28 protein-coding genes and 1 riboswitch are annotated in these 26172 nt (G+C 60.8%); of the genes, 11 read left to right on the forward strand and 17 right to left on the reverse strand.

The features are described from left to right. The first annotated feature begins 8 nt into the window (after positions 1-8). A complete protein-coding gene (locus tag AB8A38_RS05915; protein ID WP_439085336.1) occupies positions 9-722 on the forward strand; it encodes a hypothetical protein in 714 nt (237 codons plus the stop codon). A gap of 99 nt (positions 723-821) precedes the next feature. On the opposite strand, the gene AB8A38_RS05920 is transcribed toward AB8A38_RS05915, so the two are convergent. After that, entirely contained in the window at positions 822-962 is a 141-nt protein-coding gene (locus AB8A38_RS05920) for a hypothetical protein (RefSeq protein ID WP_165826921.1), read from the reverse strand. A 222-nt stretch (positions 963-1184) separates the two neighbouring features. On the opposite strand from AB8A38_RS05920, the gene AB8A38_RS05925 reads away from it, so the two are divergent. Further along, a complete protein-coding gene (locus AB8A38_RS05925) occupies positions 1185-1820 on the forward strand; it encodes an HAD-IA family hydrolase (protein ID WP_439085338.1) in 636 nt (211 codons plus the stop codon). 67 nt (positions 1821-1887) lie between these two features. Here AB8A38_RS05925 and AB8A38_RS05930 read toward each other — a convergent pair whose 3' ends face one another. Further along, positions 1888-2292, reverse strand: a complete 405-nt coding sequence (locus tag AB8A38_RS05930; protein ID WP_439085339.1) for an SPW repeat domain-containing protein — start codon at positions 2290-2292, stop codon at positions 1888-1890. Between the two features lie 284 nt (positions 2293-2576). On the opposite strand from AB8A38_RS05930, the gene AB8A38_RS05935 reads away from it, so the two are divergent. After that, positions 2577-2861: a GNAT family N-acetyltransferase gene (locus tag AB8A38_RS05935; RefSeq protein ID WP_439085340.1), complete on the forward strand. Its 285-nt coding sequence runs from the start codon at positions 2577-2579 to the stop codon at positions 2859-2861. Beyond that, positions 2858-3130, forward strand: coding sequence for a GNAT family N-acetyltransferase (locus AB8A38_RS05940; RefSeq protein WP_439085341.1), 273 nt, complete (start codon positions 2858-2860; stop codon positions 3128-3130). The genes AB8A38_RS05935 and AB8A38_RS05940 overlap by 4 nt, the downstream gene beginning before the upstream one ends. Before the next feature lie 924 nt (positions 3131-4054). Here AB8A38_RS05940 and AB8A38_RS05945 read toward each other — a convergent pair. Next, on the reverse strand, positions 4055-4846 hold the full coding sequence (locus tag AB8A38_RS05945) for a fumarylacetoacetate hydrolase family protein (protein WP_439085342.1): 792 nt from the start codon (positions 4844-4846) through the stop codon (positions 4055-4057). A gap of 119 nt (positions 4847-4965) precedes the next feature. Next, the gene (locus tag AB8A38_RS05950; protein ID WP_089264465.1) at positions 4966-5340 is read right to left on the reverse strand and encodes a DUF3597 domain-containing protein; all 375 of its coding nucleotides are present in this window, start codon (positions 5338-5340) and stop codon (positions 4966-4968) included. Positions 5341-5869: 529 nt separating this feature from the next. Between AB8A38_RS05950 and AB8A38_RS05955 the strand changes: the two genes are divergently transcribed. After that, complete coding sequence (locus AB8A38_RS05955) at positions 5870-6682, forward strand: lytic murein transglycosylase (RefSeq protein ID WP_439085343.1); 813 nt, start codon at positions 5870-5872, stop codon at positions 6680-6682. 65 nt (positions 6683-6747) lie between these two features. Here the strand turns inward: AB8A38_RS05955 and AB8A38_RS05960 are convergent, their stop codons facing one another. Continuing rightward, positions 6748-7008: a hypothetical protein gene (locus tag AB8A38_RS05960; RefSeq protein WP_439077081.1), complete on the reverse strand. Its 261-nt coding sequence runs from the start codon at positions 7006-7008 to the stop codon at positions 6748-6750. A gap of 739 nt (positions 7009-7747) precedes the next feature. Between AB8A38_RS05960 and AB8A38_RS05965 the strand changes: the two genes are divergently transcribed. The 3 genes from AB8A38_RS05965 to AB8A38_RS05975 all read left to right on the forward strand — a co-directional run bounded on the left by AB8A38_RS05965 (position 7748) and on the right by AB8A38_RS05975 (position 10668). Continuing rightward, entirely contained in the window at positions 7748-7900 is a 153-nt protein-coding gene (locus tag AB8A38_RS05965) for a DUF1127 domain-containing protein (RefSeq protein WP_081421766.1), read from the forward strand. 200 nt (positions 7901-8100) lie between these two features. Next, a complete protein-coding gene (gene trmFO, locus AB8A38_RS05970) occupies positions 8101-9534 on the forward strand; it encodes a methylenetetrahydrofolate--tRNA-(uracil(54)-C(5))-methyltransferase (FADH(2)-oxidizing) TrmFO (protein ID WP_439085345.1) in 1434 nt (477 codons plus the stop codon). A gap of 30 nt (positions 9535-9564) precedes the next feature. Then, the gene (locus AB8A38_RS05975) at positions 9565-10668 is read left to right on the forward strand and encodes a serine/threonine protein kinase (RefSeq protein ID WP_439085346.1); all 1104 of its coding nucleotides are present in this window, start codon (positions 9565-9567) and stop codon (positions 10666-10668) included. Here AB8A38_RS05975 and AB8A38_RS05980 read toward each other — a convergent pair. From AB8A38_RS05980 to yajC, 5 genes are read right to left on the reverse strand one after another with little or no spacing between them, the layout of a single operon-like run. Then, the gene (locus AB8A38_RS05980; RefSeq protein ID WP_439085347.1) at positions 10660-11505 is read right to left on the reverse strand and encodes a phytoene/squalene synthase family protein; all 846 of its coding nucleotides are present in this window, start codon (positions 11503-11505) and stop codon (positions 10660-10662) included. The genes AB8A38_RS05975 and AB8A38_RS05980 overlap by 9 nt on opposite strands. Further along, on the reverse strand, positions 11502-11885 hold the full coding sequence (locus AB8A38_RS05985) for an Mth938-like domain-containing protein (protein ID WP_439085348.1): 384 nt from the start codon (positions 11883-11885) through the stop codon (positions 11502-11504). The genes AB8A38_RS05980 and AB8A38_RS05985 overlap by 4 nt, the downstream gene beginning before the upstream one ends. Position 11886: 1 nt before the next feature. Further along, positions 11887-12903 carry a protein translocase subunit SecF gene (secF, locus tag AB8A38_RS05990; RefSeq protein WP_439085349.1) on the reverse strand — a complete coding sequence of 339 codons (1017 nt, stop codon included), beginning with the start codon at positions 12901-12903 and terminating at the stop codon, positions 11887-11889. Positions 12904-12919: 16 nt separating this feature from the next. Next, positions 12920-14518, reverse strand: coding sequence for a protein translocase subunit SecD (gene secD / locus AB8A38_RS05995; protein WP_439085351.1), 1599 nt, complete (start codon positions 14516-14518; stop codon positions 12920-12922). A gap of 44 nt (positions 14519-14562) precedes the next feature. Next, a complete protein-coding gene (gene yajC, locus AB8A38_RS06000) occupies positions 14563-14934 on the reverse strand; it encodes a preprotein translocase subunit YajC (RefSeq protein WP_093758697.1) in 372 nt (123 codons plus the stop codon). A gap of 194 nt (positions 14935-15128) precedes the next feature. Here yajC and AB8A38_RS06005 point away from each other — a divergent pair, with 194 nt between their 5' ends. Next, positions 15129-16112, forward strand: a complete 984-nt coding sequence (locus AB8A38_RS06005) for an ATP-binding protein (RefSeq protein ID WP_439085352.1) — start codon at positions 15129-15131, stop codon at positions 16110-16112. Positions 16113-16159: 47 nt separating this feature from the next. On the opposite strand, the gene metE is transcribed toward AB8A38_RS06005, so the two are convergent. The 3 genes from metE to AB8A38_RS06020 form a co-directional block, all read right to left on the reverse strand. After that, positions 16160-18547 carry a 5-methyltetrahydropteroyltriglutamate--homocysteine S-methyltransferase gene (metE, locus tag AB8A38_RS06010; protein WP_439085353.1) on the reverse strand — a complete coding sequence of 796 codons (2388 nt, stop codon included), beginning with the start codon at positions 18545-18547 and terminating at the stop codon, positions 16160-16162. A gap of 104 nt (positions 18548-18651) precedes the next feature. Then, positions 18652-18863, reverse strand: a riboswitch (cobalamin riboswitch). A 168-nt stretch (positions 18864-19031) separates the two neighbouring features. Beyond that, positions 19032-20435 (reverse strand): peptidoglycan DD-metalloendopeptidase family protein, encoded by a 1404-nt coding sequence (locus AB8A38_RS06015; RefSeq protein WP_439085355.1) that lies wholly within the window; start codon positions 20433-20435, stop codon positions 19032-19034. A gap of 107 nt (positions 20436-20542) precedes the next feature. Beyond that, positions 20543-21193, reverse strand: coding sequence for a protein-L-isoaspartate(D-aspartate) O-methyltransferase (locus AB8A38_RS06020; protein WP_315841925.1), 651 nt, complete (start codon positions 21191-21193; stop codon positions 20543-20545). 291 nt (positions 21194-21484) lie between these two features. On the opposite strand from AB8A38_RS06020, the gene AB8A38_RS06025 reads away from it, so the two are divergent. Further along, positions 21485-21862 (forward strand): response regulator, encoded by a 378-nt coding sequence (locus AB8A38_RS06025; protein WP_089264477.1) that lies wholly within the window; start codon positions 21485-21487, stop codon positions 21860-21862. Positions 21863-21889: 27 nt separating this feature from the next. Here AB8A38_RS06025 and surE read toward each other — a convergent pair whose 3' ends face one another. Continuing rightward, positions 21890-22657, reverse strand: a complete 768-nt coding sequence (gene surE, locus AB8A38_RS06030) for a 5'/3'-nucleotidase SurE (protein WP_089264478.1) — start codon at positions 22655-22657, stop codon at positions 21890-21892. A gap of 279 nt (positions 22658-22936) precedes the next feature. Between surE and AB8A38_RS06035 the strand changes: the two genes are divergently transcribed. Next, a complete protein-coding gene (locus tag AB8A38_RS06035; protein WP_439085356.1) occupies positions 22937-23416 on the forward strand; it encodes a hypothetical protein in 480 nt (159 codons plus the stop codon). Between the two features lie 21 nt (positions 23417-23437). Here AB8A38_RS06035 and serS read toward each other — a convergent pair whose 3' ends face one another. The 3 genes from serS to tatB form a co-directional block, all read right to left on the reverse strand. Then, positions 23438-24742 (reverse strand): serine--tRNA ligase, encoded by a 1305-nt coding sequence (gene serS, locus AB8A38_RS06040; RefSeq protein WP_439085357.1) that lies wholly within the window; start codon positions 24740-24742, stop codon positions 23438-23440. Between the two features lie 91 nt (positions 24743-24833). After that, positions 24834-25646, reverse strand: coding sequence for a twin-arginine translocase subunit TatC (gene tatC, locus AB8A38_RS06045; RefSeq protein ID WP_315841923.1), 813 nt, complete (start codon positions 25644-25646; stop codon positions 24834-24836). After that, the gene (tatB, locus tag AB8A38_RS06050) at positions 25643-26167 is read right to left on the reverse strand and encodes a Sec-independent protein translocase protein TatB (RefSeq protein ID WP_315841922.1); all 525 of its coding nucleotides are present in this window, start codon (positions 26165-26167) and stop codon (positions 25643-25645) included. The genes tatC and tatB overlap by 4 nt, the downstream gene beginning before the upstream one ends. Between the last annotated feature and the right edge of the window lie 5 nt (positions 26168-26172).

Raw genomic sequence — 26172 nt, forward strand, 5'->3', positions numbered from 1 at the left:
TTTGAAAAATGAGCCAACTCACCCATAATTGGAAAAACTACTGGCAGATGAGATGGAGCATTTTCAGCTATAACTATGGATGGTCTGATTATGTATTCCTATTCGACGGCTGGATCGCTAAATGCTCGATGGCAGTTCCAGTCGTTGGCTACTTGATCTTATTTAATGACAGCATATCCCAACATCTTTCCTTCAACACGCTCGCGAATGAGAACATCCTAAAGTTTGGAGCATCACCTACGACACGATTGAAGCTCATATATTTTGGATTGATCTTCTTAGGCTCCGCGAACATTCTATATCGTTTGCGACGCCCGTTCGTTTTCAAAGTTGGCACTAACCAATTCGAATACGTGGAGCGTGCATTAAAGCACTTCACGGTTTCTGCTTACATCGATATTCATGGCGAAATCCGCACTGAAGGCCACCACACATTGCATGGGAAGTATTACGATTCAGAATACGATTCTTTTCTAAACCTAGCGCTAGGCGAAAAAGACGGTCGGAAGCAACGAAATGAAGCGACTGTCGACTGGTCTGGCGCCAGAAGCAAATACGAAGGCTTACTGAGATCAATGTTGATTGAAAATTTTTTCCGAAACAATATCAAGAAACGAATGTCTCTAACGATCTGCCTTATCCTCTCACTGGCCGGATACCTTCTATTGCTGGTGCCGAGCGCAGACCTTTTTGTAAAAATTCTGGTCGTTACGCTTCGCTAGTTTAGAGAACGTGCGGCTACCGCGACTGGTATTTCGCCAAGCATGTTAGGTGGCCTCCAAACCAACTAGCGCCGCCGCTGGGCGACATTTTCGTTCCTTTCACCTCAGCCCCGTCCCGTGACACCTCTGGCACTTCACCACCTTCTCGCCCTTCTTCAGCAGGCCCTTGCCTTCGCAGTTCTTGCACTTCTGCTTCTTCTTGGTGTTGGGGCCTTTCTGGTTCGGTCTATCGTCTGCCATCAAGGCCTCCTGCGCGTGATATGAAACGGGAATGACGGGCTTAGCACGCTTGCGTGCAGCTCGTGCATCGTTTCGCCGCGCGGATGTGGGTTGAAAACCGGGTCTGATGGGATCATCCTTCAGACGGGTCGCATATCGGCCACGACTCAGACGAGAACCAGCCCGTGACCGACATTGCCAAACACCCAGCCAGGACCCCGGCCACCTCCCCGCCCGCCAGCCATGCCTTATAAGCTCGCCATCTTCGATATGGACGGCACGCTGTCCGACAGCTTTTCGTGGTTCCTCAGCGTCATCAATTCCGTCGCCGACAAGCACAAGTTTCAGCGCGTCGAACGCGACCGCATCGATGAGCTGCGGAGCGTCGGTGCCGGCGAACTGATCCGGCTACTCGGTGTCGCCAAATGGCGGATCCCGCTGATCGCGCGCGACATGCGCAAGCGCAAGGCGCAGCAGATCGATCGCATCAATCTGTTTCCCGGCGTCGATCGCATGTTCTGTGAATTGAAGGCGCGCGGCATAACGATCGCCATCGTCAGTTCGGATAGCGAGGATAACGTCCGTGCCGTGCTCGGTGATCTCGACCAGCACGTCGCCTATTTCGCCTGTGGCGCCGGCCTGTTCGGCAAGACGGCGAAATTCCAGCGCATCCTTGAGCTCACCGGCATCTCTGTCGATGACACGATCAGCATCGGTGACGAGATCCGCGATATCGACGCTGCGCGCGAGGCCGGAATCGATTTTGGCGCGGTGACGTGGGGCTATACCAGTGGAGCGGCCCTGGAAGCGCGCACGCCGAATTATGTGTTTTCCCGGATCGACGAAGTGATCGCGGCGCTGGCTGTGCCAAGACGCTAACGGCCGGCGACAGACAAACGAGACCCGCCGGCCTCATGACAAGACCGGCGGGCCTGATCGCCTGTTGTCACTGCCCGTGCCGGGCCATTTCCCCATCACTCAAATCCCAGTCCTGCCACAGCTGCAGTGCTGCCAGCAGCACCACGAGACCGCCGAGGCAGGTGTGGATGAATCTGAGCATGCCGTCGCCGGAATAACCAAGAAAAAGTGGTGAGACGATCAACCACAGGCCGAGAACGATCGCGGCCACCTCCTCCCAGCGTTGCAGCGCGACATACTCAAGCTGGGCAACGCCAAATACCAGGACGCCAACCGCCACCGTGTTAATGATTATGGCGCTGGGGGTCCCCCCGGCATATTGATGACCGTTCTGCGTAGGAAACCAGGGCGACAGCGCAATCAGGACGCCAAGCGCCATGCCAAACCAGTCTTCCCACGTGCGATGTGTACCGAGAAACCGAGAGTCTGACATCGTGACCTCCTCCAAAAGAGGCATACGTCAGCGGCGGTTGGCATGACACTCCAACTGTCAAACGACCGATCCGGCCGCTTCGGGGCGTATGTCTGTAATTGACGTAGGAACCCGCTTTGCCTTTGCAAGGCCACATCAAAGCCATTTTTCATGGCGCGCAGAACGGCAGAAGGCCCCGCGCGGCGACACGGATTTCCCCTGTCAGATGAAGCATGCGGCGGCTGCATTGCCCCGGTTTGGAAATGACTGCTACCTTCTCCCGGACACCTGTGAATGGACTGAGAATGAGCAACGCGGTTTATAACAATACTTCGCTTCACCGTTTCGAACTCGCGGTCGACGGCCATATCGCTTTTTCCGAATATACCCGGACGTCCGATACCATCACTTTCGTCCACACTGTCGTGCCGCAGGAATTGAGTGGCCGAGGTATCGGCTCACAGCTTGCCCGCGGTGCGCTCGATGCCGTCCGTGCACAGGGATTGAAGGTCGTGGCGCAGTGCCCCTTCATCGCCGCATATATCGCGAAGCATGCGGACTATCAGGATTTGCTGAAAGACGCGGCATGACCGGCGTTCGCGACAACAAGGCGCTCAATCGCTTCGAGCTGGATGTCGGCGAATCCATCGCCTTTGCGAATTATCGCCGGGCCGGCGATCGCGTGATCATCACGCACACCGAAACGCCGCCTGCCCTGCGTGGCCGCGGCATCGCCTCGGAACTGGTGAAGGGCGCGCTGGCGTTGATCCGTGCGGATGGGCTGAAGGTCGTCGCGGGTTGTTCTTTCGTGGTGGATTATCTGCGCCAGCATCCGGACTATGCGGATCTGGTGAACTAGGCGGATATCCCGCCACCGTTACTGATGGCGCGCGAAGCGACAATGCCGCTGAAGCGCGAAGCCACTCCATATGGAGTGGCGGGGAAGCGAGAACCACACTCGTCAGTCCGGGCCTCCGGGTTCGTCATTCCGGGGCGGGCGAAGGCGGCAATGCCGCCGAAGCGCGAACCCGGAATCTCGGTGTGTTTTGCGCTGACTAGAGACCCCCATGTCGAGATTCCGGGTTCGCGTGCGCGAAGGCGCGCCCGCGCCCCGGAATGACGAGTGTGGAGTGGACCCGCGTTGAATGCACCCAAAACATTTTTTCCTATATATCATTGACAATATTCCACAAAGGATTATTATCCATACGTCCTGCCCCACCGAGAGGGGCGATCGCGATCGTCACGTTCGCGGGGCAGGATGCGGTGGACGCCGGAGATGCGGCGTTACGCAGTTCACGGGTGACGTCTGTCTTCGGGCAGGACGGATCTGCGCCAGCACTGCCACTGGCAAGGAGACGGCCGGCCTTGGGATGGAAAGACCCCTGGACAGTGTGACGGACGACCAAGTCAAAACGCGTCCGGCCAAGTGCTTTGCGGCTACCCTGTCCCTCCGCCCTGGGACATTAATTTTGGTGATGGGACCGTTCGCCATGGCAGATGTGCAGGCAACCGAAAAAACACCGCAGGCGGAACGTCGGGCACTTGCTCGGCGCCTCCGAAAGTCCTGATGCACTCACAATTGCGGAAGACCGCATTCGCATCAGGCCCAAGGGTGCAACGGGCACCCGGCGTTCCGCACGCCCTCTCACAAGGGGGTGGGAATGCAAAGGACGACGGCGCCCCCGCGCTGCAAATAACAGGGGTGATGACGCATGTCTGAAGCACCGTGGCTGTTTGACATTCACATCGGACGACAGCGCCTGCGCGGAAACAATCGCTCTCAAACGATCTTGATCGACATGTCCGGCAAGCCCTGGACCTTGCAGAGCAGCACGTCGCCCTTCACGACCGGGCCGACATTCTCCGGCGTGCCGGAATAGATGATGTCGCCGGCCTTCAGCTCGAAGGCGTCCGAGAGTTTCGATATCTGCTCGGCGACGCTCCAGATCATCTTGTCGAGGTCGGAGGTCTGCTTCACGGTGCCATTGACCGCGAGCGAGATCGGACCCTTGGTCATGTGCCCGGTTTTGCTGACCGGATGGATCGGGCCGATGACTGCGGCGTGGTCAAAACTCTTGCCGATCTCCCATGGCTTCTTCTCGTCGCCCATGGCGCGCTGCAGATCGCGGCGTGTCATGTCGAGTCCGACAGCATAGCCATAGACGTGGTCGAGCGCCTTATCGACGGGGATATTGGTGCCGCCGGATTTCAGCACGGCGACGAGTTCGACCTCGTAATGATAGTTCTTGGTGAGCGACGGATACGGGTGATCGGCGACCTCGCCGATCTTGACGTTCTGGATCGCGTCGGTTGGCTTCTGGAAGAAGAACGGCGGCTCGCGCGTCGGGTCCGATCCCATCTCGCGGGAATGCGCCGCGTAGTTGCGACCGATACAATAGATGCGGCGCACCGGAAACACGTCGGTCTCGCCGACGATGGGGATCGTCACCGTCGCGACCGAGAATATGCCCTTGGGACCGGCCTGCGCCTGCGCGGCCTCGCCCGCCAATGCGCTGCCAGCCAGGGCAACGGCACCGGTGGTCAGAATCGTTCTGCGGTTGATGGGGTCCATGGCGTTTCTCCTCGTATGTTTTGTCTTGTTTTCTGGTCTTGTATTTATGCGTGCTGGTATACCACAGCAAAAAGGCCCGCGCGAGCGCGGGCCTTCAGCTCCGTCCCAAAACGGAAAGTTTAGTGCTTGATGTCGGCCGGCAGCTTGCCGCCATTGGCAGCGAGCTTGGTCATCATCTGCTTGTGCAGCCAGATGTTCATGCTGGCAGAATCGCTGGTGTCGCCGGTGTAACCGAGCTCCTTGGCGAGATCCTTGCGGGCCGACAGGCTGGAGTCGATGTCAAGCGCCTTCATCAGGTCGACGATCGAGGTCTTCCATTCCAGCTTCTCGCCCTTGGCCGCCACGGCCTTGTCGAGGATCGCAGCAACGTCAACACTGTCCATCGGCGCAGCGCCTGCGGGAGCCGAACCGCCGGCAGCCGGCGCGGCATCAGGGGATGCTGCACTGGCGCTGGTGCCAAAAATCGCGCCCATGATTTTTCCGAAAATGCTCATATGTCGCTCCCAATAGCTTTCGTGACAGATTGAAGAATTCGTGCCGTGTTTGGTTCCGGCAGCACCAGCCGGTTCGTACTTGTATCCGCCCACCACTCGCTTGCCAATGCGACGCGATAGACTGCGGGGAAGAGTCGTTCCAAGCAACTGCCCAAGCCAGTTGGCAAAGTCCTCGGCACATCGTTTGACGTCGGTAGCAAGGTCCGCCTGAATTGAGGCAAAAGCCCGGCCGCTGCATTGCAGCGCTGTGAATGTCGGACGACATTTTCACCGAAGCGTGAGCCATGGCGCTAGGTGCTGACCACGCCGCAAGGCTGGCAGCTCATCATCTTCAATGGTGCAGCGACGAGTAACGTGGACCCGATAGTCTTATCTCGCCCAATGACGGCCTCTCGCAGAATTGCGCGAGAGGCCGTCATGCTGTTCTGATATCACCGCGCAAGCCTTGTTTTGGCCGCGGTTCACCGGAAGGCTCATCGCGCAATATCGTCGCGACATCATTTCACGATCGAATGAGAGCCTTGAGACCATGCGCGCCCTGCTTCGTACGTTCCTGCTTGGTACAGTCCTGATCTCACCGCTAGCGCCGGCCGTTGCTGCGCCCTCCTGCGGCACCGGCAGTTTCGATGGTTGGCTCGCCGCCTTCAAGACCGAAGCCGTCGGTAAGGGCATTTCGCAGAAGACCGTCGATGCGGCACTGACCGGCGTCACCCTCGACAACAGCGTACTGTCGCGCGACCGCGGCCAGCAGGTCTTCAAACAAAGCTTCGAGGAATTTTCCGGGCGCATGGTGCCGCCAAGGCTGCGTCGCGGCAGCGACATGCTGAAGCGTTACGGCTCGGTGCTCGGACGCATCGAACAGCAATATGGCGTGCCCGGTCCAGTGCTGGTGGCAATCTGGGGACTGGAGACCGACTATGGCGTGAACGTCGGCAAATTCCCGACCATCCGCGCCATCGCGTCGCTCGCATATGATTGTCGACGCGCCGAGATGTTTCGCGGTGAATTGCTCGATGCCCTGCGCATTGTCGACCGCGGCGACCTCGCGCCTGCCGAGATGCATGGCGCCTGGGCCGGCGAAATCGGCCAGACGCAATTCATGCCATCGTCCTACCTGAAATTCGCTGTCGACTTCGACGGCAATGGCCATCGCGACCTGCTGCGCAGCGCGCCCGACGTGCTGGCGTCAACGGCAAACTACCTCGCCAGCTATGGCTGGAAACGCGATCAGGATTTTGCGCCCGGCACTGCGAACTTCGCGGTCATTCAGCAGTGGAACAAGAGCGAGGTCTATTCGAAGACCATCGCCACTTTCGCCAGTCAGCTCGCCAAAGAACCATAGACGCGCATGGGATGATGGATGGAAGGGCCGTCCGCTCCTCAGCAAGCGGCCCCTCCCGTGATCTCTTACTTCGTCATGCCGACATGCATGGCCCTGGTCAGATGGACCGCACACGCGCGCATCTTGTTATCGAGCAACGCGGTCTGCGCATCCGTCATTTCCTTGAACGCAACCCACTTCGCATCGCCGTCCGGCATCGCTTCGACGGCGGTTTCGGTTTTCAGCAGGTTGCTGCCGCTGCAGCCTTCCATACGTGCAGCCGAAGCCGGCACCGTAGCGAACACAACAGCAGCCATGGCGGCCGCTCCCAGTAATCTTGTGATCATCTTGTTTGTCCTTCGCAACAGAACCGACGCCATTGCCGGATTCTGTAGAAGGAATTGATACGTCCAGCTGCGATCCTGGAAATAACAGCCGCAGTGAATTGAATGTGAGCCGGTTGTGATCGCCACCAAAAACACTCAGCTTTCTGGCGCTTCAGAAATCGAGAGCAACAAACTTACACAAATGTAATTCGCGCGATTTCACTGACGTCGCAGTCATCGACCTTTTGATGTGGAGGCCAACAGCAACCGCGCTTCCCTTAGGACCTCAGTTGCATATGTATTTGCCTTCACGCATGCAGTTTAGAGAAAAGTCGCCCCGCAAGCCTCGCGTAAGAATGATTTTATGTTCATTCTTAATGTTCGTATGCGAATCGCGCATAGCGAAGCCGGACGGGAACTTACAAGGAACCGCCGAGCACGGTGACTGATTGACGCCAGAAAGGCTTCATTGCGCCGGTTCGATCTCTGGCATTCGGCTGAGCTTTGGAACAGCTCCAAACGCATGATTTAACTGACTAATTAACAGCTATAACCATCGCCAAAGGTGCCTCAATACGCACCGTGCCCGCAAAATCGCCTCCGAGCGCCGAAAGGTTAATCATTCCTTGCGCGAGCTATGCAGTCTTTGACTAGCTGCATCGCAACATCTCGACTGCTGCACTGCGATATTGTCACCTATATTCACTTCAACAGCGAAGCACCTCGCAAGAGATGAATCGCCTAACGAAGGAGAACTCAAATGCTGCTTTCATTCATCCGCATGATCCAGGCGTTCCGCGACTATCAGCGCAACGTTGCCGAACTCTCCCAGCTCAGCGATCGCGAGCTTTCCGACATCGGTCTCGACCGTTCGGACATTCCGCGCGTTGCTTCTGGCGCCTATAACGGTTGATCCGTCAGGACGTTCTATCTGTCCTGCCTGACGTTTCACGGATTGCGCCCGCCTCGCGCGGGCGCAATCGTGGTTCCCTGAAGACACGATCTTCAGTGCCACACGCGTTCGAACCAAAGCGTCTTCAAAGCTTTGGCTAACCGGCAGAATTTCCGCGAAGCGAATTCCACTTCGCGCCGAAACGCGCTACATGCGGGGCCATGACAACAGCCCCAAACCCAGACGACTGCGTCCATGTGATCGGCGCGGGCCTCGCCGGCTCGGAAGCCGCCTGGCAAGTCGCCAATGTCGGCATTCCCGTGATCTTGCACGAGATGCGGCCGCACCAGATGACCGACGCCCATCGCACCGATGGCCTCGCCGAACTGGTCTGCTCCAATTCCTTCCGTTCCGACGACGCGCTCAACAACGCTGTCGGCCTGCTGCACGCCGAGATGCGCAAGCTGGGCTCGCTGATCATGCGCTGCGCCGATGCCAACCAGGTGCCCGCCGGTGGCGCGCTGGCGGTCGATCGCGACGGCTTCTCCGATGCCGTCACCAAGGCGCTGAACGATCACCCTCTCATCACCATCGACCGCGCCGAAGTCGCCGGCCTGCCGCCCGCCGACTGGCGCAATGTCATCGTCGCGACAGGGCCGCTGACTTCGGCAGCGCTCGCGGACGGCATCCGTGGCCTGACCGACGAGAACGCGCTGGCCTTCTTCGATGCCATCGCACCGATCGTGCACAAAGACTCCATCGACATGGAGATCGCCTGGTTCCAGTCGCGCTACGACAAGGTCGGCCCCGGTGGCAACGGCGCCGACTACATCAACTGCCCGATGACCCGCGAGCAGTATGACGCTTTCATCGATGCATTGCTGGCCGGCGAAAAGACCGACTTCAAGGAATGGGAAATTAACACACCCTATTTCGACGGCTGCCTGCCCATTGAGGTGATGGCCGAGCGCGGCCGCGAGACGCTGCGTCACGGCCCAATGAAGCCCGTCGGCCTCACCAACCCACGCGATCCCCTCGTGAAGCCCTACGCCATCGTACAGCTGCGCCAGGACAACAAGCTCGGCACACTCTACAACATCGTCGGTTTCCAGACGAAGTTGAAATACGGCCCGCAGCAGCAGGCGCTGCGCATGATCCCCGGCCTGCAGAATGCCGAATTCGCACGGCTCGGCGGCCTGCATCGCAACACCTTCCTGAACTCGCCGAAGCTTCTCGACGAACAGCTCCGCCTAAAGGCGCAACCGCGCCTGCGCTTCGCCGGCCAGATGACCGGCTGCGAAGGCTACGTGGAGTCCGCTAGCGTCGGCCTGATCGCCGGCCTCTATGCGGCAGCCGATGCCAAGCGCCAGTCGCTGGCGCCGCCGCCCGTCACCACGGCGCTGGGTTCGCTGCTCGGCCACATCACCGGCGGTCATATCGAAACCGTCGACGCAGGCCCGCGCTCGTTCCAGCCGATGAACATCAATTTCGGCCTGTTCCCGCCGCTGGCTCTGGCGCCGACCAAAAAGCCCGACGGCTCGCGGCTGCGCGGCAATGAGAAGACCGTTGCCAAGAAGCAGGCGATGAGCGCGCGGGCGCTGGCTGACATGGATGACTGGATTGCCGCCAGCCTGCCCGTCGCAGCCGCGGCATGACGCTAGCGATTTGAATTTCAGGATTGTTCGATGAGTTTGCCGCCACAGGACGTCGCCGCACTGTCCAAGACCTGGACCGAAGGCGTGTTACTGAAACGCGACGTGTTCTCGACCGTCGAGCGCGGTCGCTATCGCACGTCATCGGGCGAAGTCGATGCGGTGCTGCGCCGGCTCGATCAGGTGCCGTGGTGGTCGTATCTGCTGGCGCTGCATCTGTTCACGCGGGAACGCCGTGCGCTGACGCTGGCGCGCGATCTGCGCGTCGGGCCTGAATTGCTCTGGGCCGGCGACCGCGCGCTGGTGCGCGGCTTCATCGATGGCGTCGCGCTGCATCTCGCCAAGCCGCGTCACGATGCGCGCTATTTCAAATCCGCGAAGCTGGCGCTGCGCAAGCTGCATCGCATGGGCGTGTGCCACAACGATCTCGCCAAGGAGCAGAACTGGCTGCGCGGCAGCGACGGCCTAGCCTACGTCACCGACTTTCAGCTCGCGGTCTGCTTCAAGTCCCGCAGCCAGTTGTTTCGCATCGCGGCCTATGAAGACCTGCGTCATCTCCTGAAGCACAAGCGCACTTACGCGCCGGAGCTGCTGACGCCGAAGGAAAAGGCGATTCTGTCGAAGAAGTCGCTGCCGGCACGAATCTGGCTGATGACCGGCAAGAAGGTCTATCGCGCCATCACACGCGGCATCTTCAATTTCACCGACCGCGAAGGCGGCGGCAAGCGTCTGGTCAACGATGCCCCGCCGCTGCTGGAGATCATCAAGCAGAACCCGGCAGTGCGCGACGCGTCGATCGTGGCGTTCGCCGATCGCCGTACCGGCGTCGGGCTCTATGCATTCGTCGAGGCCGACGACGTCGTGTTGGAAACGAAGCTGCAAGGTGAATTGGCTGCCGCAAAGGGAGCAAAGCCGCCCGAGCATCTGCAGGTCGTTGCAGCCCTGCCCCGCGACGCCTCAGGCCGCATTCGCACCGAAGTGCTGCAGCTCGTCGCGATGAACCAGGTCGATCTGCTGGAGCCGCTGATGACCAGCGACGCTGACCGCGCGTTCCTGAAGGACATTCTGGAGTCGCGAAAGAACCTGCGCGACCGTTTCAACTTCGAGACGACGGACCAGACGCTGACATCACACTGATCGCGACGCGCGCCACAGCGTCCACAGGGTCCGCAGCCGCGATCTGACATGGAGCTCGAACGGATCGTGATCCGTCCGCGCCATCTGCGCCAGATCGTGCTTCGCCAGCGCCATCGGCAGGAACGCCGCGCGCGCAGCCGGTGCTACATCCGCAAGCATTCCCTGCGCTGTCGCGAGTTGCTCCTGCGCACCTGATATCAGCCGATCCAGCGTTGCGCGGATACCGGGCGTCATCTTGCCGGCAACCATCTGATCGGCGCTGCTGCCGTTCTGCAGCAGCATGTCCTGCGGAATGAACAACTGCCGCCGCATCGTGTCATAGGGCAGACGCGTAATGATCCGCGCGACGCCTTGGGCCAGCCCGGCATGCTCGGCGACATGAGCGCTGGCCTCAGACCCGTCGCCGAGAATCTTTGCCGATGAGAACAACAGTGTCCCGAGCGTATCGCGAAAGTGGCTCTCCAGCAGCGCGAGATCCGGCATCGGGTCGTTGTAGAGATCGAAAATGTGCACATCGATTAGCTTGGACAGCCTGTCGACGGACAGATCGTGCGCGCGGATCGCTAACAGTAATTCGGCAGCAACGGGGTTCTGTTCGACATCGCCATGACCTGCGCCGGCCAGCATGTCGGTCCACCATTGCAACCGGATCTCGCCGGGCAATGGCTGTTTCACGAGCTCGCGGACGCGGGTAATTTCCGTATTGAACGCATAGAGCGCCAGCAGCGAACGGCGCTTGTCGGCAGGCACGAACAGGGTCGCCGCGTAGCGGTCAAAGTCGTGGCTGCGCACCAACTCCGCGCAGAAAGCCGCGGAGCTCTGATCAGCACCACTCATGGCACCGCGATCAATGCAGCGGCAACGCGGCGGCGCTCGCCCATCATGACGTTATAGGTGCGGATCGCAGGACCGGTCTGCATCGCGTCGATCACTACGTGCAGATTGCGCAGGGCGTTGCGCAGGTCGTTCGGCACGATCCAGACCTCGTTGCCGGTGCCGATGATCAGCGTGTCGATGCCTGCCGCGCCTTCGAACACGCGCCGCAGCGAATGGCGGTCAATGTCGCTGGCCTTGGTGACCGACCACGCCCACACCGCATCGGGCAGGCACAGCAGCGAGCCCTGATGCGACATGGTGTCGAAGTGGAAGCCACCCTTGCCGTAGGCTTCGATGGCGGCCGAGCGCGGAAGGTGCGGCGCTTCGGGACCGACCGGCATCTCAGGGCTTCGGCTTCGCGGCGGGCTTGTCGGCGTCTTCGCGGTGTTCGCCGACGCCGAGATAGATCAGGAGCGGCGCGGCGATGAAGATCGAGGTGTAGGTGCCGACCAGCACAACGCCGAAGATCATGACGGCGGTGAAGGAGTGGATCGCCTGGCCGCCAAACGCGTAGAGCGCCAGCAACGCCAGCGTCACGGTGACGTGGGTGATGATCGAGCGCGACAGCGTCGAATTGATCGACTCGTTCAGCAGCTCCGGCATCGGCATCTTCTTGTAGCGACGCAGAATCTCGCGAATACGGTCGTAGATGACGACAGTGTCGTTGAGCGAATAGCCGAGAATGGTCAGCAGCGCCGCAATACTGGTGAGATCGAAGTCGACTTGTGTGATCGACATGAAGCCGATCGTCAGCACGATATCGTGGACGTTGGCGATCATGGCGCCCAAGGCGAACTGCCATTCGAAGCGGAACCAGAGATAGATCAGGATGCCCATGATCGCGACGATCAGGCCGAGCATGCCGTAAGCCAGCAATTCGCCGGAGACGCGCGGACCCACCACTTCGACGCGGCGATATTCGACGCTGTCACCGAGGGCTGCACGAACCTTCTGAACGGCGGCCTGCTGCGCGGCATCGCCACCCGGCTGTTCGGCCAGGCGGATCAGCACGTCGGCTGCGCCGCCGAACTGCTGCAGCTGCACGTCGCCGAGTTGCAGGGCGGCGAGCGTCGTGCGCATCGCGCTGATATCGGCCGTACCGGATTTGGCCTGGACTTCGAGCAGCGTGCCACCCTTGAAGTCGATGCCGAAATTCAACCCGTGCGTGAAGAACAGCACGATGGCAAGGATCGACAGCAGCGCCGAGATCGGGAACGAGATGCGGCGGAAGCGCGTGAAATCGAACTTCGTATCGTCAGGCACGATGCGGAGCGACGGCAACAGATCGAAGATCGCCACGATCGACAGAATGACGATCAGCGCGCCCAGGCCTGCCAGAACAATTTGTGTCGTTGTCAAAATCTGCTCCGTAAACTCAAATCGGCACGCTGGTCGGCCGCTTCCACCTGACCCAGCCGGCGACGATCAGACGGGTCACGGTGAAGGCCGTGAAAACCGTCGTGATAATGCCAATGCCAAAAGTCACGGCGAAGCCGCGGACCGGTCCGGTGCCAATGTAAAACAGCACCGCAGCCGCAATAAAGGTTGTGATATTGGAATCCAGAATGGTCGCGAGCGCGCGCTTGAAGCCCGCGTCGATCGCCGAGATCGCGGTCCGGCCGGCGCGCAATTCCTCGCGGATGCGCTCATAGATCAGCACGTTGGAGTCCACAGCGATGCCGACTGTCAGCACGATGCCGGCGATGCCGGGCAGCGTCAGCGTGGCGTTGAGAAGCGACAGGATACCGAAGATCATCAGCACGTTGATGGTCACCGCGATATTGGCGAACAGGCCGAACAGGCGGTAGGTCAACAGCATGAAGACGATGACGAGGATCGAGCCGACATAGGCAGCGAGTTCGCCCTTGGCGATCGAGTCTTGACCGAGGCCCGGACCGACGGTGCGTTCTTCGATGATCGAGAGCGGAGCCGGCAGTGCACCGGCGCGCAGCAGGATCGCCAGATCGTTGGCGCCCTGCACGGTGAAGCTGCCGGAAATCTGGCCGGAACCGCCTGTGATCGGCTCGCGAATGACCGGGGCCGACACCACTTCGTTGTCGAGCACGATGGCGAAGGGCAGATTGACGTTCTTCACCGTGGCATCGGCAAACTTGCGTGCGCCGGACGTGTTGAAGCGGAAGGAGACGATCGGCTCGTTGGTGCGCTGGTCGAAGCCCGGCTGCGCGTCAGTCAGGTCAGCGCCCGAGACCAGCACTTCCTTCTTCACGAGATACGGCGTCTTCGGCGACTGCGAGCTCATCAGGAGTTCGGAGTCCGGCGGCACCCTGCCCTGCGCCTGCTCGGCCGGGATCGAGGTGTCGACCATGCGAAAATCTAGCTTCGCCGTCTTGCCCAGCAATTCCTTGAGGCGGGTCGGGTCCTGCAGGCCCGGCACCTGTACCAGGATGCGATCGAGGCCCTGACGCTGGATCAGCGGTTCGACGGTGCCGAGTTCGTTGACGCGGCGTTCGACGATCTGAATCGACTGTTCGACCGACTGGCGGATGCGATCATTGATCGCTGCCGGCGGCACCGAAAGACGGATCAGGCCGTTGCCGGCATCCGAGACTTCCAGGCTACGCTGGCCGCTCTGCCCCATCAAGCCGCCGAGCGGCTGTGACAGTTCGCGCAGCTTGCTGAGCGCGGTCTGATATTCGGTGTCCTTGGTGATACGGACTTCGACATTGTCGCCGCGAACGCCGAGACCGGTATAAACGATCTTGGCATCACGCAGCGTGCGGCGGACGTCGTCGCGCACCTGATCGAGCTTGTCCTTCTTGACCGAATTGGCATCGACTTCGAGCAGGATGTGCGAGCCGCCCTGCAAGTCGAGGCCCAGCACCAGATGGCGCTGCGCCCATTTCGGCCAGGTTTTCACGGTGGCTTCGGGGAAGAAATTCGGAACCGCGCACAGGCAGACCACGAGCGCCGTCAGAATGACCGCCAGCGCCTTCCACCGCGTGAAATACAACATCGAGATGATCCGTCAGATTCTTGAAATGGCGACGCGCAAACGCATCAGCTCGCGGCCGCGTCGTCCTTGGCATCAGCCTTGTCCGCCTTCTCCTTGGCGGGCTCACCCTTGGTGCGCACGCCCGAGATCATCGTGCGGAGCTGACGTACGCGAACGCCTTCGGCGAGTTCGAACTCAACCTGCTCGTCATCAACCACCTTGGTGACCTTGCCGACCAAACCGCCCGAGGTGACGATGGTGTCGCCACGACGGATGTTCTTCACCATCTCGGCGTGGTCCTTCACCTTCTTCTGCTGCGGACGCAGGATCAGGAAATACATGATCACGAAGATCAGCGCGAAAGGCAGCAGCGACATCAGCATGCTGTTGGTGTCGCCGCCGGCTGCAGCCTGGGCAAACGCAGGGGTAATGAACATCGGGAAGTCCTCGTAAACGCTGGGGAATAAACCGGCGACGCGTCGGCGTTCGGCCGGTTTGGGTAAATTCGCGCGGACTATAGCGGCCGGCGTCCCAATTGCAACGCCGGTAAACCCTCTGATTTGTCTGCGATTTGTACCGCTTGCGGATGTGTTCCGGGCTCGATATGGGTGCGCGCCGAGGAAAGTCAAAAATGTCAAAAAAGCCCAATAAAACAAGCCGCCGCCCTGCCAAAAAGGCCCCTGCGACCCGCACGTCCAAGACCGTCCGCACGACCGCGGCAAAACGTCCGCGACCAGCCGCCGCCCCCCAGATCGATGAGCGGATCGCGCTCGCCCTTGAGGCCATTGCCGCCGGCATGGCTGCGGCGGCGCCGAAGTTGTCCAACGCTGATTCTCTGGGCAGCGCCGAAGCCTTTATCTGGCATCCCGACGGCCGCCTTGCGCCGGTGCCGAAGGTCTCGAGGGTCGATATCGGCCTGCTGCAGGGCATCAACCAGCAGGTCGACACCCTGATCGAGAACACCCGACGCTTCGCCAACGGCCTGCCGGCCAACAACGCGCTGCTCTGGGGCGCGCGCGGCATGGGCAAGTCATCGCTGGTCAAGGCCGCGCATGCCTCAGTCAATGCCAGCAAGTCCGTCGCTGGTCGTCTCAAGCTGGTCGAGATTCATCGCGAGGACATCGAGAGCCTGCCGGCGCTGATGGAACAGATCCGCGCCTCGGATTTTTATTTCATCGTGTTCTGCGATGATCTTTCTTTCGACGGCAACGATGCGTCCTACAAATCGCTGAAAGCCGTATTGGAAGGCGGCATCGAAGGCCGGCCGGACAACGTGATCCTCTATGCGACCTCGAACCGCCGCCATCTTCTGGCGCGCGAGATGATCGAGAACGAACGCTCGACCGCGATCAATCCCGGCGAAGCGGTCGAAGAGAAGGTGTCGCTGTCGGATCGTTTCGGCCTCTGGCTCGGCTTCCACAAATGCAGCCAGGACGAATATCTCGACATGGTGCGCGGCTATTGCAGCCACTATGGCCTCAAGACCGACGCCGCCGAGCTGGAGCGAGACGCATTGGAATGGTCGACCACCCGTGGCTCGCGCTCAGGTCGCGTGGCCTGGCAGTTCGTGCAGGAGCTCGCTGGCCGTCTCGGCGTGAAGCTGGCCACAAAGTAAAGGCAAATGCCGCCCCGTCATGACAACGGGGCGGCATTCGACTCGCCCTAGGCGAGGCTTCGCAACTCACGCGCTGCCGCGACCATATTCACGAGCGCAGGCCGCACCTCCTCCCATTTCCGGGTCTTCAGCCCGCAATCGGGATTGATCCAGAGCTGGGAGTCCGCCAGCCGCTGCCGTGCAAGCTTCAGCAGATCGAGCATGTCGCGCGTTTCAGGCACCCGCGGCGAGTGGATGTCATAGACCCCAGGACCTATCTCGTTCGGATACTTGTAGGTCCTGAACGCATCGAGCAGCTCCATCTTCGATCGTGACGTTTCGATGGAGATCACATCGGCATCCATGGCACCGATCGCATCGATGATGTCGTTGAACTCCGAGTAACACATATGAGTATGGATCTGCGTGTCATCCCGCACGCCTGACGAACAGATGCGGAAGCTCTCCACGGCCCAATCGAGATAGGACTTCCATTCCGATTTGCGCAGCGGAAGCCCTTCGCGGAGTGCCGCTTCGTCGATCTGGATCATGCCGGCGCCAGCTTTCTCCAGATCCGTCACCTCATCGCGGATCGCGAGTGCGATCTGGCGACACGCGACTTCGCGGGGAATGTCATCGCGCACGAACGACCAGTTCAGGATCGTGACGGGCCCCGTCAGCATGGCCTTCATCGGCCTCTCGGTGAGCGACTGCGAATATTGCCACCATTCGACGGTCATCGGATGCGGCCGGGACACGTCTCCGAACAGCACGGGAGGCCGCACATAGCGGGAGCCATAGGACTGCACCCAGCCATGCTTGGTGAAGGCGAAGCCGGAAAGTTGCTCGCCAAAATACTGCACCATGTCGTTGCGCTCGAACTCGCCATGCACCAGCACGTCGAGACCGATATTCTCCTGCCAGCGAACCGCCCTCGCCGTCTGGTTCTGCAGGAACGTCTTGTAGGCGGCATCGCTGAGTGTACCCCTGACATGGGCTCCGCGTGCGTTTCTCACTTCCGCGGTCTGCGGAAACGAGCCGATGGTCGTTGTCGGGAATGCCGGCAGCTTGAAGCGTCGATGCTGATCGGCCGCACGTGTGGCAAAGTCATTGCCGCGACGTCGCATGGTCGCATCAACAGCGGCGACACGCTTGGCGACAGCAAGATCGTGGATCTTCGACGATGCCAATCGCGCAGCCGCCGCGGCATCCGACGCGGCAAGCGTTGCAGCGACATCAGCGCGGCTGCCAGCCAGCGCTGCTCCAAGTGCGGCCAGCTCTTCCATCTTCTGGATCGAAAAAGCCAGCCAGCTTTTGACGTCCGGATCGAGATCAGTCTCGAGGCCCAGATCAATCGGCACATGTAGCAGCGAACAGGACGGCGCGAGCTCAACGCGATCCCTCCCCAGGAGATCGACCATGGGCTCCACCCCATCGAGCAGACTGGACAGATCGGACCGCCAGATATTGCGTCCGTCGATCACGCCGAGCGAGAGGATCAGGTCCTTCCGTGCCTTCGCAGCTACTTCGTCGAACTGCTCCGATCCACGGACCAGATCGAGATGAAGTCCGGCGACGGGAAGCGACAGGGCCAGATCGAGGTTATCGCCAAGTTCGCCAAAGTAAGTGTTTAGCATGATCCTGAGCTGCGGGACCGCTTCTGCAAAGGCAGCGTAGGTCCGCTGCAGCGCTTGCCGGGCGAGTGCATCGAGATCGAGCACGAGACACGGCTCATCCAGTTGCACCCATTCGGCCCCTTTGTCGGCCAGTTCGCCGAGTACCTCGACATAAACCGGCAGCAATCGATCGAGCAGCGTCACCGGGTCGAATGACGCATCCATACTCTTGGCCAGTTTGAGATAGGTCACAGGCCCAACCAGCACAGGTCGTGTCTGATAACCCAGCGATCTCGCCTCCTCGTACTCCTTGATCGGCTTGCGCGATGCGAGACTGAAGGTCTGATCCTGCGCCAGTTCAGGCACCATGAAATGGTAGTTGGTATCAAACCATTTGGTCATCTCCTGTGCTGGTACGCCTTGCGACGTATCATGCGTATGAGAGCCGTGCGTGCAGGCCTCGTCATGCGCATCGCCTTGTGATCCACGCGCCATGGCAAAATAGGTCGCGAAGGAAACGTCTCCTCCCTTCCAGCCATAGACCTTCGGAATGGCGCCTACCATGACGCTGGTATCGAGTACCTGATCGTAGAATGAGAAGTCGTTCGACGGCATAACCGTGATCCCGAGCGACTTCTGACGTGCCCAGTTTGCGGCACGCAGCCCGACGCCGACATCGATCAGCGCATTCTCGTCGATTGCACCGGACCAATAGCTTTCCAGCGCCATCTTGAGCTCACGCCGCGGACCGATCCGTGGCGTTCCCAACGTAGCAACAGGAAGCGAGGACGTAGATTTGGCAGAAGACTTGGAAGAAGTAGACTTTGACACAGTAGACATGGCTTAACCCCAATGATTGGGGGCAAAAGGCCAAAGTGACACGTCTGGATTCCACGACGGCAGTCGCGGAATCGCAACCGCACCACCGGGACACCCCGCCCGAGGACGTTTATGTTGTCGAGGCAGGTCTCCTGGCTCGCGGGTCAATGCTGCTGTCCGGCCTTCCCAAAACCTTTGCAGGTCTCAGTGACTTTAATGGACAGCGGCTCACCGCTTACAGTTGCGGGGGCAGCTCCGGCCTTGGCTTAACGCCTCACCGGCTTCCCTCTTAGCTTCGGGCAAACCTTCCCGAAGAACCACGACATGTCCACATATGGGCAACATCGCGCGGCAGTCAACCGAGCTTGCGTGCGCAAGCTGCCCACTCGCAGCAGCGCGTTGAAGACGCCGGAGCTGGAGTGGGCCGTAGCCCCGAGATCAAACGCATCAAGCCCGGCACGAGGCCGGGCTTGCTTAAATGCGAACTACACTTCGTGGATTGCGCTTACGCCCCGTTGAGGAACTGCAGCGGATCGACCGGCGACGAGCCCTTGCGGATCTCGAAGTGAAGCTGCGGCGAAGTAACCTCACCAGACTGGCCGGACTTGCCGATCACCTGACCGCGCTTGATGGTCTCGCCACGCTTCACCATCAGCTCACTCGCATGGGCATATGCGGTGACGTAGCCGTTGGAGTGACGAACGAGGACCAGATTGCCGTAACCCTTCAGCTCGTTGCCGGAATAGGCAACGACGCCATCTTCGGCAGCCTTGATCGGCGTGCCTTCCGGCACGGCGACGTTGATGCCGTCGTTGGACTTGCCATTGGTCTTGGCGCCATAGCCTGTGACCACGCGGCCGCGCACCGGCCAACGGAACGTCGGCAAAGCGCCGGTTGCGTCAGCGGCTTTAGTCGGCGATTCCGGCGTGGTTTCTTCAGGCGTCGTCGTGGCACTTGCGAGACGGGCCTTCTGTGCAGGTTCGGCAGAAGCAACACGGGCCACAGCAGCGGACGTGACCGCGCCAGCCGGAGCAGCCGTCACGGCTGCGACGGGCGCAGCGAGCGGCGCGGCTGCAGGAGCTGCATTGGCCGTACGCGCGCCGGGTACCGTGATCTTGGAGCCAAGCTTCAATTGGGCAGTCGGCGCCAGACCATTGGCGCGCGCGAGTTCGGCCACCGGCACGTTGTTCCGGCGCGAAATGCTCATCAGCGTATCGCCGCGATTGACGAAATGCGTGGTCGATGCGCCGACGGCAGGTTTGCTCGGAGCGGCGGCAACGGCCGGAGTTGCCGCGGCGCCCTGGCGCGGAATGATCAGCGACTGGCCGGGCGACAGAGCGCGCGGCCCCTTGTAGCCGTTGGCCTGCAGGATCGCAGCCGACGAGACGTTGTAGCGCTTCGCCAGACCATCGAGCGTATCGCTGGTGCCGACGATGATCGAGGTGCCGCCATCACGGGCAAGGCCGTTGGTCGCTGCAACCGAGCGCGGCGCCGTAGAGCCGGTGGTTTCGATCGGCGCGCGTGCGGGCGGCGGCGTATACATACCGTTGCCGCCCCCGCTGACGGGAGCAGCCGACGCAACCGGACGAGCTGTCGGATAGGACTGCGGCGCCGAGATTGGCGGCGGCAAAGCCTGGGATTGATACTGCGGCTGCGGATTATAGGCCGGGCGCTGATATTGCGGCAGTTCCTGGCGCTCGACCGGCGCGCGCGGTGCTCGCTGCGGTACCGAGCCGGTGGTTTCACCTTGCCAGCCAAAGCCACGGGACTGGCCCGAGTCAAAACTTGGATTCTGAGATAACCGTGTCTGCATGTCGGCGCTGCAGCCGGCAAAACCGATAGACATCAGCGCCAGCACCGCGACCTGCGGAGCGCGGCGCGAGTAAAGCAACTCGACAACGCTGGACATTGGTTACTCACTCATACGCAACAAACAACTGAATTGAGTAAACACGGTCTCCGTTACCAAGCCTTTAACCTTGCGACCAACACGTGACAGCCGTTCACGAACTTTTTTCAGAGTTCGCGCGCGATGCCCGGAAGTGCTGGCACAAAACGCACGTCCACGAGGTCCTTTCGCTCCAATCCATCTCCGGTTTTGCGGATCCGGACCAGGGTCTGGACGCCATTGTGAGGACCAACCGGCGCAAGGAGAATACCCCCCTCCTCAAGTCGGTCGGTCAGCGCCGCGGGCACCTCCTCCACGGCGGCGGTCACGATGATCCGGTCGAACGATCCGAGATTGGCAGCCGGATTGAGCCCATCGCCGAGCATGACCTCGATATTGTGGAGGCCGAGCGCCTCCAACCGGGTCCGGGCGGCATCGGCCAGCGTGCGATAACGCTCGATGCTCAGCACGTCGCGGACGAGCTTTGACAGGATCGCGGCCTGGTAGCCCGATCCCGTGCCGACCTCGAGCACACGGTGACCAGCATTCAACTGCAGCTGTTCGGTCATATAGGCGACCACGAAGGGCTGGCTGATGGTCTGGCCACAGGCAATGGCCAAGGCCGTATCGCGCCAGGCATGGGCACGATCGTTCGGCTCGACGAAGCGATCACGCGGAATATCCTCCATTGCGCGCAGCACCAGCCGATCGCTGATCCCACGGCGCCGCAGACCAAGCTGAAAGGTCATCTGTTCAGGCGGCTGTCCGACGGTAATCATGGAAATGCCTCACGCAGCACAGGTTAGAAACACTCTCGATCTAGCAAAGATAGATTGATGTATTTCTGCGATCGGAACCGGGATAGCCTAATGACAACTTTTATTGTTCCGCGCACGGAACCAGCAACATACCAGCCTGTTATGGGCGGGGCGCTGAAATCCTGATCTTGCTCTATCTGGTACCGAACACGCGACTGCGTCTTTGGGTCACGAAAATGGCAATGCGTCGAGATTGCGTTCAACCCGGGAATTTGCGATTTTGTTCAGAGGATTGGGGCAAGGAAACCGGCCATGACTGCAACGAACCCGCCGGGCGGCTCCGTCTTCCTGGTCGAAGACGAGGTCATGATCCGCATGATGGTCGCGGATATGCTTGAGGAACTCGGCTACAGCGTGGCCGCCGAAGCCGGTGACATCAACGAAGCAATCAAGCTGGCTGGTACTGCCAAGTTCGACATTGCGATCCTCGACGTCAACGTCAACGGCAAGGTGATTTCGCCGGTCGCCGAGGTGATCGCATCGCGCAACCGCCCGTTCATCTTCGCGACTGGCTACGGCGCGCAAGGCCTGCCGGAAGAATTTCGTGACCGTCCGACGCTGCAGAAGCCCTTCCAGATGGAAACGCTGGCGCAGGTGCTGTCGACGACGCTCAAGGGCGTCGCGGTCTAGGCGGGCACCCTCGCCTATCTCGAAATCTCAGCCGAGCGCCTTGGTCAGCGCTTCGGAGAATACGTCGTCCGTGCGATCGAGACGCAGCGGCGTGACGGAGACATAGCGCGCAGCAAGCGCTGCGAGATCGGTACCCTCCAGCGGTGCTTCCGCGGCGACGATGCGCTCGAAACCGATCCAGAAATACGGATTGTTGCGGCCATCGCGCCGCTCATCGACGCGTAGAAAGCCCTGATTGCGCTTGCCCTGCCGGGTGACGACGACACCTTTCACCTCGTCGGCCGCGCAGGCCGGGAAGTTGACGTTGATGACGGTGTTCTTCGGCACGCTCGCCTTGATGACCTTACGCAGCACGTCAGGTCCGAATTTCAGCGCGGTCTCCCATTGCGGATTGTGACGCGTTTCCATCGAGAATTCCTGGCTCAACGCCACCGACGGAATACCGAGAATGGTGCCCTCGAGCGCACCGGCGATGGTACCGGAATAGACCACGTCCTCGGCGACGTTGCGGCCCTTGTTGACGCCGGACAATACGAGATCTGGCTGCTTGTCTTTCAGGATATGACGCGCGCCCATGATGACGCAGTCGGTCGGTGTGCCGCGCACGGCATAGTGCCGGGGGCCGACTTCGCGCAGCCGCAACGGATCGTTCAGCGACAATGAATGCGACACACCGGACTGATCGAGCTCCGGCGCCACCACCCAGACGTCGTCGGACAATTCCTTGGCGATCTGCTCGATGATCTTCAGGCCGGGGGCGTGAATGCCGTCGTCATTGGTGCAGAGAATGCGCATTCGTGAGGTGCCTTTTCGATCGGGAGGGCCGCTGGCCGGCACCGGTTTTTGCCAGCATGTGCCCGCTTTTGCCACCCCCATTTTGGGCGCTGCTCGTGCGTTGCCGGGGCTGTCTCGAAGGCGATTTTTCCCGCCAGCCGGAACATTTCGACGTCGCCGGGATTTCTTATTTAGGTAGGTGAGTGCCAATCGCGTCTGAAGCATGCGCGCTCGACCCGGATGGCCTTGGTCGCAGCGCCCCATAGGGCGACGGAGATGGCGAGACAGCTCAAGCGGGTGTTGATCATCGGATTGCCGGCGATCGCGGTTGTCGCCCTGACGGGGTGGCTGTTGCTTCCCAGATTGGCCGAGACCAAGCCCGATCTCACCCTCAATACGGCGGTGATGGCGACAATGCCCGACGAGCTGAGTGAGGAGGACTTTGCCAAACCCACTCCTTCACAACTCGTCAGCGTCCCCGACGCCGCCGAGCTCAACCGTCTCAGCCTCTCCCGCCAATCGTTTCGCCGCGGTGGCCTCGGTTCCAGGGCGCTGATGACGTTCATCGTGCGCAACGCCAACGACTACCCGGTCAAGGACCTCGAAATCGCCTGCGCCTTCCGTAGCCGCGATGGACGCTACGTCACGGAGCGTCGCCGCGTCATCGCGGAGACCGTCAGCACGAAAAGCCGCAAAGCGTTTCCGATGACGCATATGGGCTTTGTCAACATAAAAGCCGAGAAAGCCAAATGCGCGCTGGTGACCGCCAGCCGCGCCTGAGCAGCTGGCAAGCGACGACGCCTAGCCGGCCTGAACCACCTTGAGCCCGCCCATATAGGGCTGCAGCACATCCGGCACGGCAATCGAGCCGTCTTCCTGCTGATAGTTTTCCATCACGGCGATCAGCGCGCGGCCGACAGCCGTGCCCGACCCGTTCAGCGTGTGCACGAAGCGCGGCTTGCCGTCCGGCCCGCGCGAGCGCGCATCCATGCGTCGCGCCTGGAAATCGCCGCAGACCGAGCAGGATGAGATCTCGCGATAAGCGCCGCCCTCGCCCTGGCCCGGCATCCAGACCTCGATGTCGTAGGTCTTCTGCGCAGCGAAGCCCATATCACCGGTGCACAGCGTCATCACGCGGTAATGCAGGCCAAGCCGGCGTAGCACTTCCTCGGCGCAGGACAGCATGCGCTCATGCTCGTTCTTGCTTTCCTCAGGCGTGGTGATCGAAACCAGTTCGACCTTGGTGAACTGGTGCTGGCGGATCATGCCACGCGTATCGCGGCCGGCAGCGCCAGCCTCGGCGCGGAAGCACGGCGTCAGCGCCGTCATCCGCAGCGGCAGCTCCTTTTCGTCGACGATGGATTCGCGCACGAGATTGGTGAGTGGGACTTCGGCGGTGGGGATGAGCCAATAGCCCTGTCCCTCATTGCCGATCGCACCGGCGGCGAATTGATCATCGCGAAACTTCGGAAGCTGCGCAGTGCCAAACATCGCATCGTCGCGAACCAAGAGCGGTGGGTTCACTTCCGTGTAGCCATGCTCATTCGTATGCAGATCGAGCATGAACTGCCCGATGGCACGCTCGAGCCGCGCGAGCCCCTTTTTCAATACGACGAAGCGCGCCCCCGACAGTTTGGCCGCCGCCTCGAAATCCATAAAGCCCATGGCTTCGCCGATGTCGTAATGCGCCTTCGGCGAAAAGGCGTAGTTGCGTTTGGCACCGAAGTGATGGCGCTCCACATTGCCGTGTTCGTCGACACCATCAGGCACTTCGTCGAGCGGCAGGTTCGGGATTTCGGCAAGCGCGACCTTGAGCTTATCCTCGGCGTCCTTCACCGCGGCCTCCATGGCCGGCATCGTGGTCTTGAGCTCGGTGACCTCGGCCATCAGCGCATTGGCGCGCGCCTCGTCCTTGGTCTTCTTGGCCTCGCCGATTTCCTTCGAGGCCGCATTGCGCCGGGCCTGTGCCTGCTCGGACGCCAGGATCGAAGTGCGGCGGCTCTCATCGATTGCCAGCAGCGATGCCGACAGCGGCGCCAGTCCCCGCCGCTTCAGCGCAGCGTCGAAAGCTTCGGGATTGTCGCGGATCGATTTGATGTCGTGCATGACGGGATTCCTGAGCGAAAGCGGCTCTGAGTACCCTGAATAGCTGACATTTGGAACATCAAATGGGCCGGCACAGGGTTTGGAAACAACCCTACTCCGCCGGCGTCACATCCGTGCCGGTCTCCGCAGCCTTGGCTGCAGCCGCCTTGGCGGCATTCTTCTCGACCATGCTGACGGCGATGATCGAACCTTCGTAGAGGATCAGCAGCGGAATCGCGAGGGAAGCCTGGCTGATCACGTCAGGCGGCGTCAGCACGGCGGCGATGACGAAAGCGATGACGATGAAGTAACGACGCTTCTCGCGCAGCTGCTTCGAGGTCAGGATGCCGATGCGGCCGAGCAGTGTCAGGATCACCGGCAACTGGAAGGCGATGCCGAAGGCGAAGATCAGCGACATCATCAGCGAGAGATATTCGCCGACTTTGGGCAGCAACGCGATCTGCGCGGTCTCGGCACCGCCGGCCTGCTGCATGCCCAGCGAGAACCGGATCAGCATCGGGAGCACGAGGAAATAGACCAGCAGCGAGCCCAGCGCGAAAAAGATCGGCGTCGCGATCAGATACGGCAGGAACGCGCCCTTCTCGTGCTTGTAGAGGCCAGGCGCCACGAACATGTAGATCTGCGCGGCAATCACCGGAAACGAGATGAAGCCGGCGCCGAACATCGCGAGCTTGAGCTGGGTCAGGAAGTATTCCAGCAGTGCCGTGTAGATGAATTTCGAGTTCTCGGGGCCGGCGACCCAGACGAACGGCCAGACCAGCACGTTGTAGATCTGCTTGGCGAAGAAGAAGCAGAAGATGAAGGCCACCGCGAATGCGAGCAGCGCCTTGATCAGCCGCGACCGCAGCTCGATCAGGTGATCCATCAAGGGAGCCTTGGAGGCTTCGATATCTTCGGCACTCATGACGCTTTGGCGTCCTTCAGAACGTCGGGACTGGCCGCGTCGGGCGCTGTTGCGCCATCATTGGCGGCAGCGTGGGTTTCGACTGGCGACGGCTGAACTTCCCGGGTAATGGCCAGTGGCTCGTTGACCGCGGCAGTTTCCTGCGCATGCGTTTCGGCCTCAACGAAGGTCTCCGGTGTCGGCAGCTCAGGCGTGGTGGGCACGGCCGGAGGCGTATCGAGATTGTCGGCCTTGTCGATGGCCATGGCGTCGCTGACGTCCTTGGTCAGCGAGGTCATGATATTATTGGTGGTGAAGCCGGAGGCGGCGTCCTTAACGTCGTCGAAAGCCTTCTTGACGTCGGCCATTTCGGCTTCGCGCATCGCCTCGTTGAACTGGCCCTGGAATTCCGAGGCCATCTTGCGGGCCTTGCCCATCCACTGCCCGACCATGCGCAGCACGCCGGGCAATTCCTTCGGGCCGATGGCGATCAGCGCGACGACCGCGATGACGACCAGTTCACTCCACCCGATATCGAACATGAAAA

The sequence above is a fragment of the Tardiphaga sp. 839_C3_N1_4 genome (assembly GCF_051811045.1).
In the GTDB taxonomy this organism is placed as follows: domain Bacteria; phylum Pseudomonadota; class Alphaproteobacteria; order Rhizobiales; family Xanthobacteraceae; genus Tardiphaga.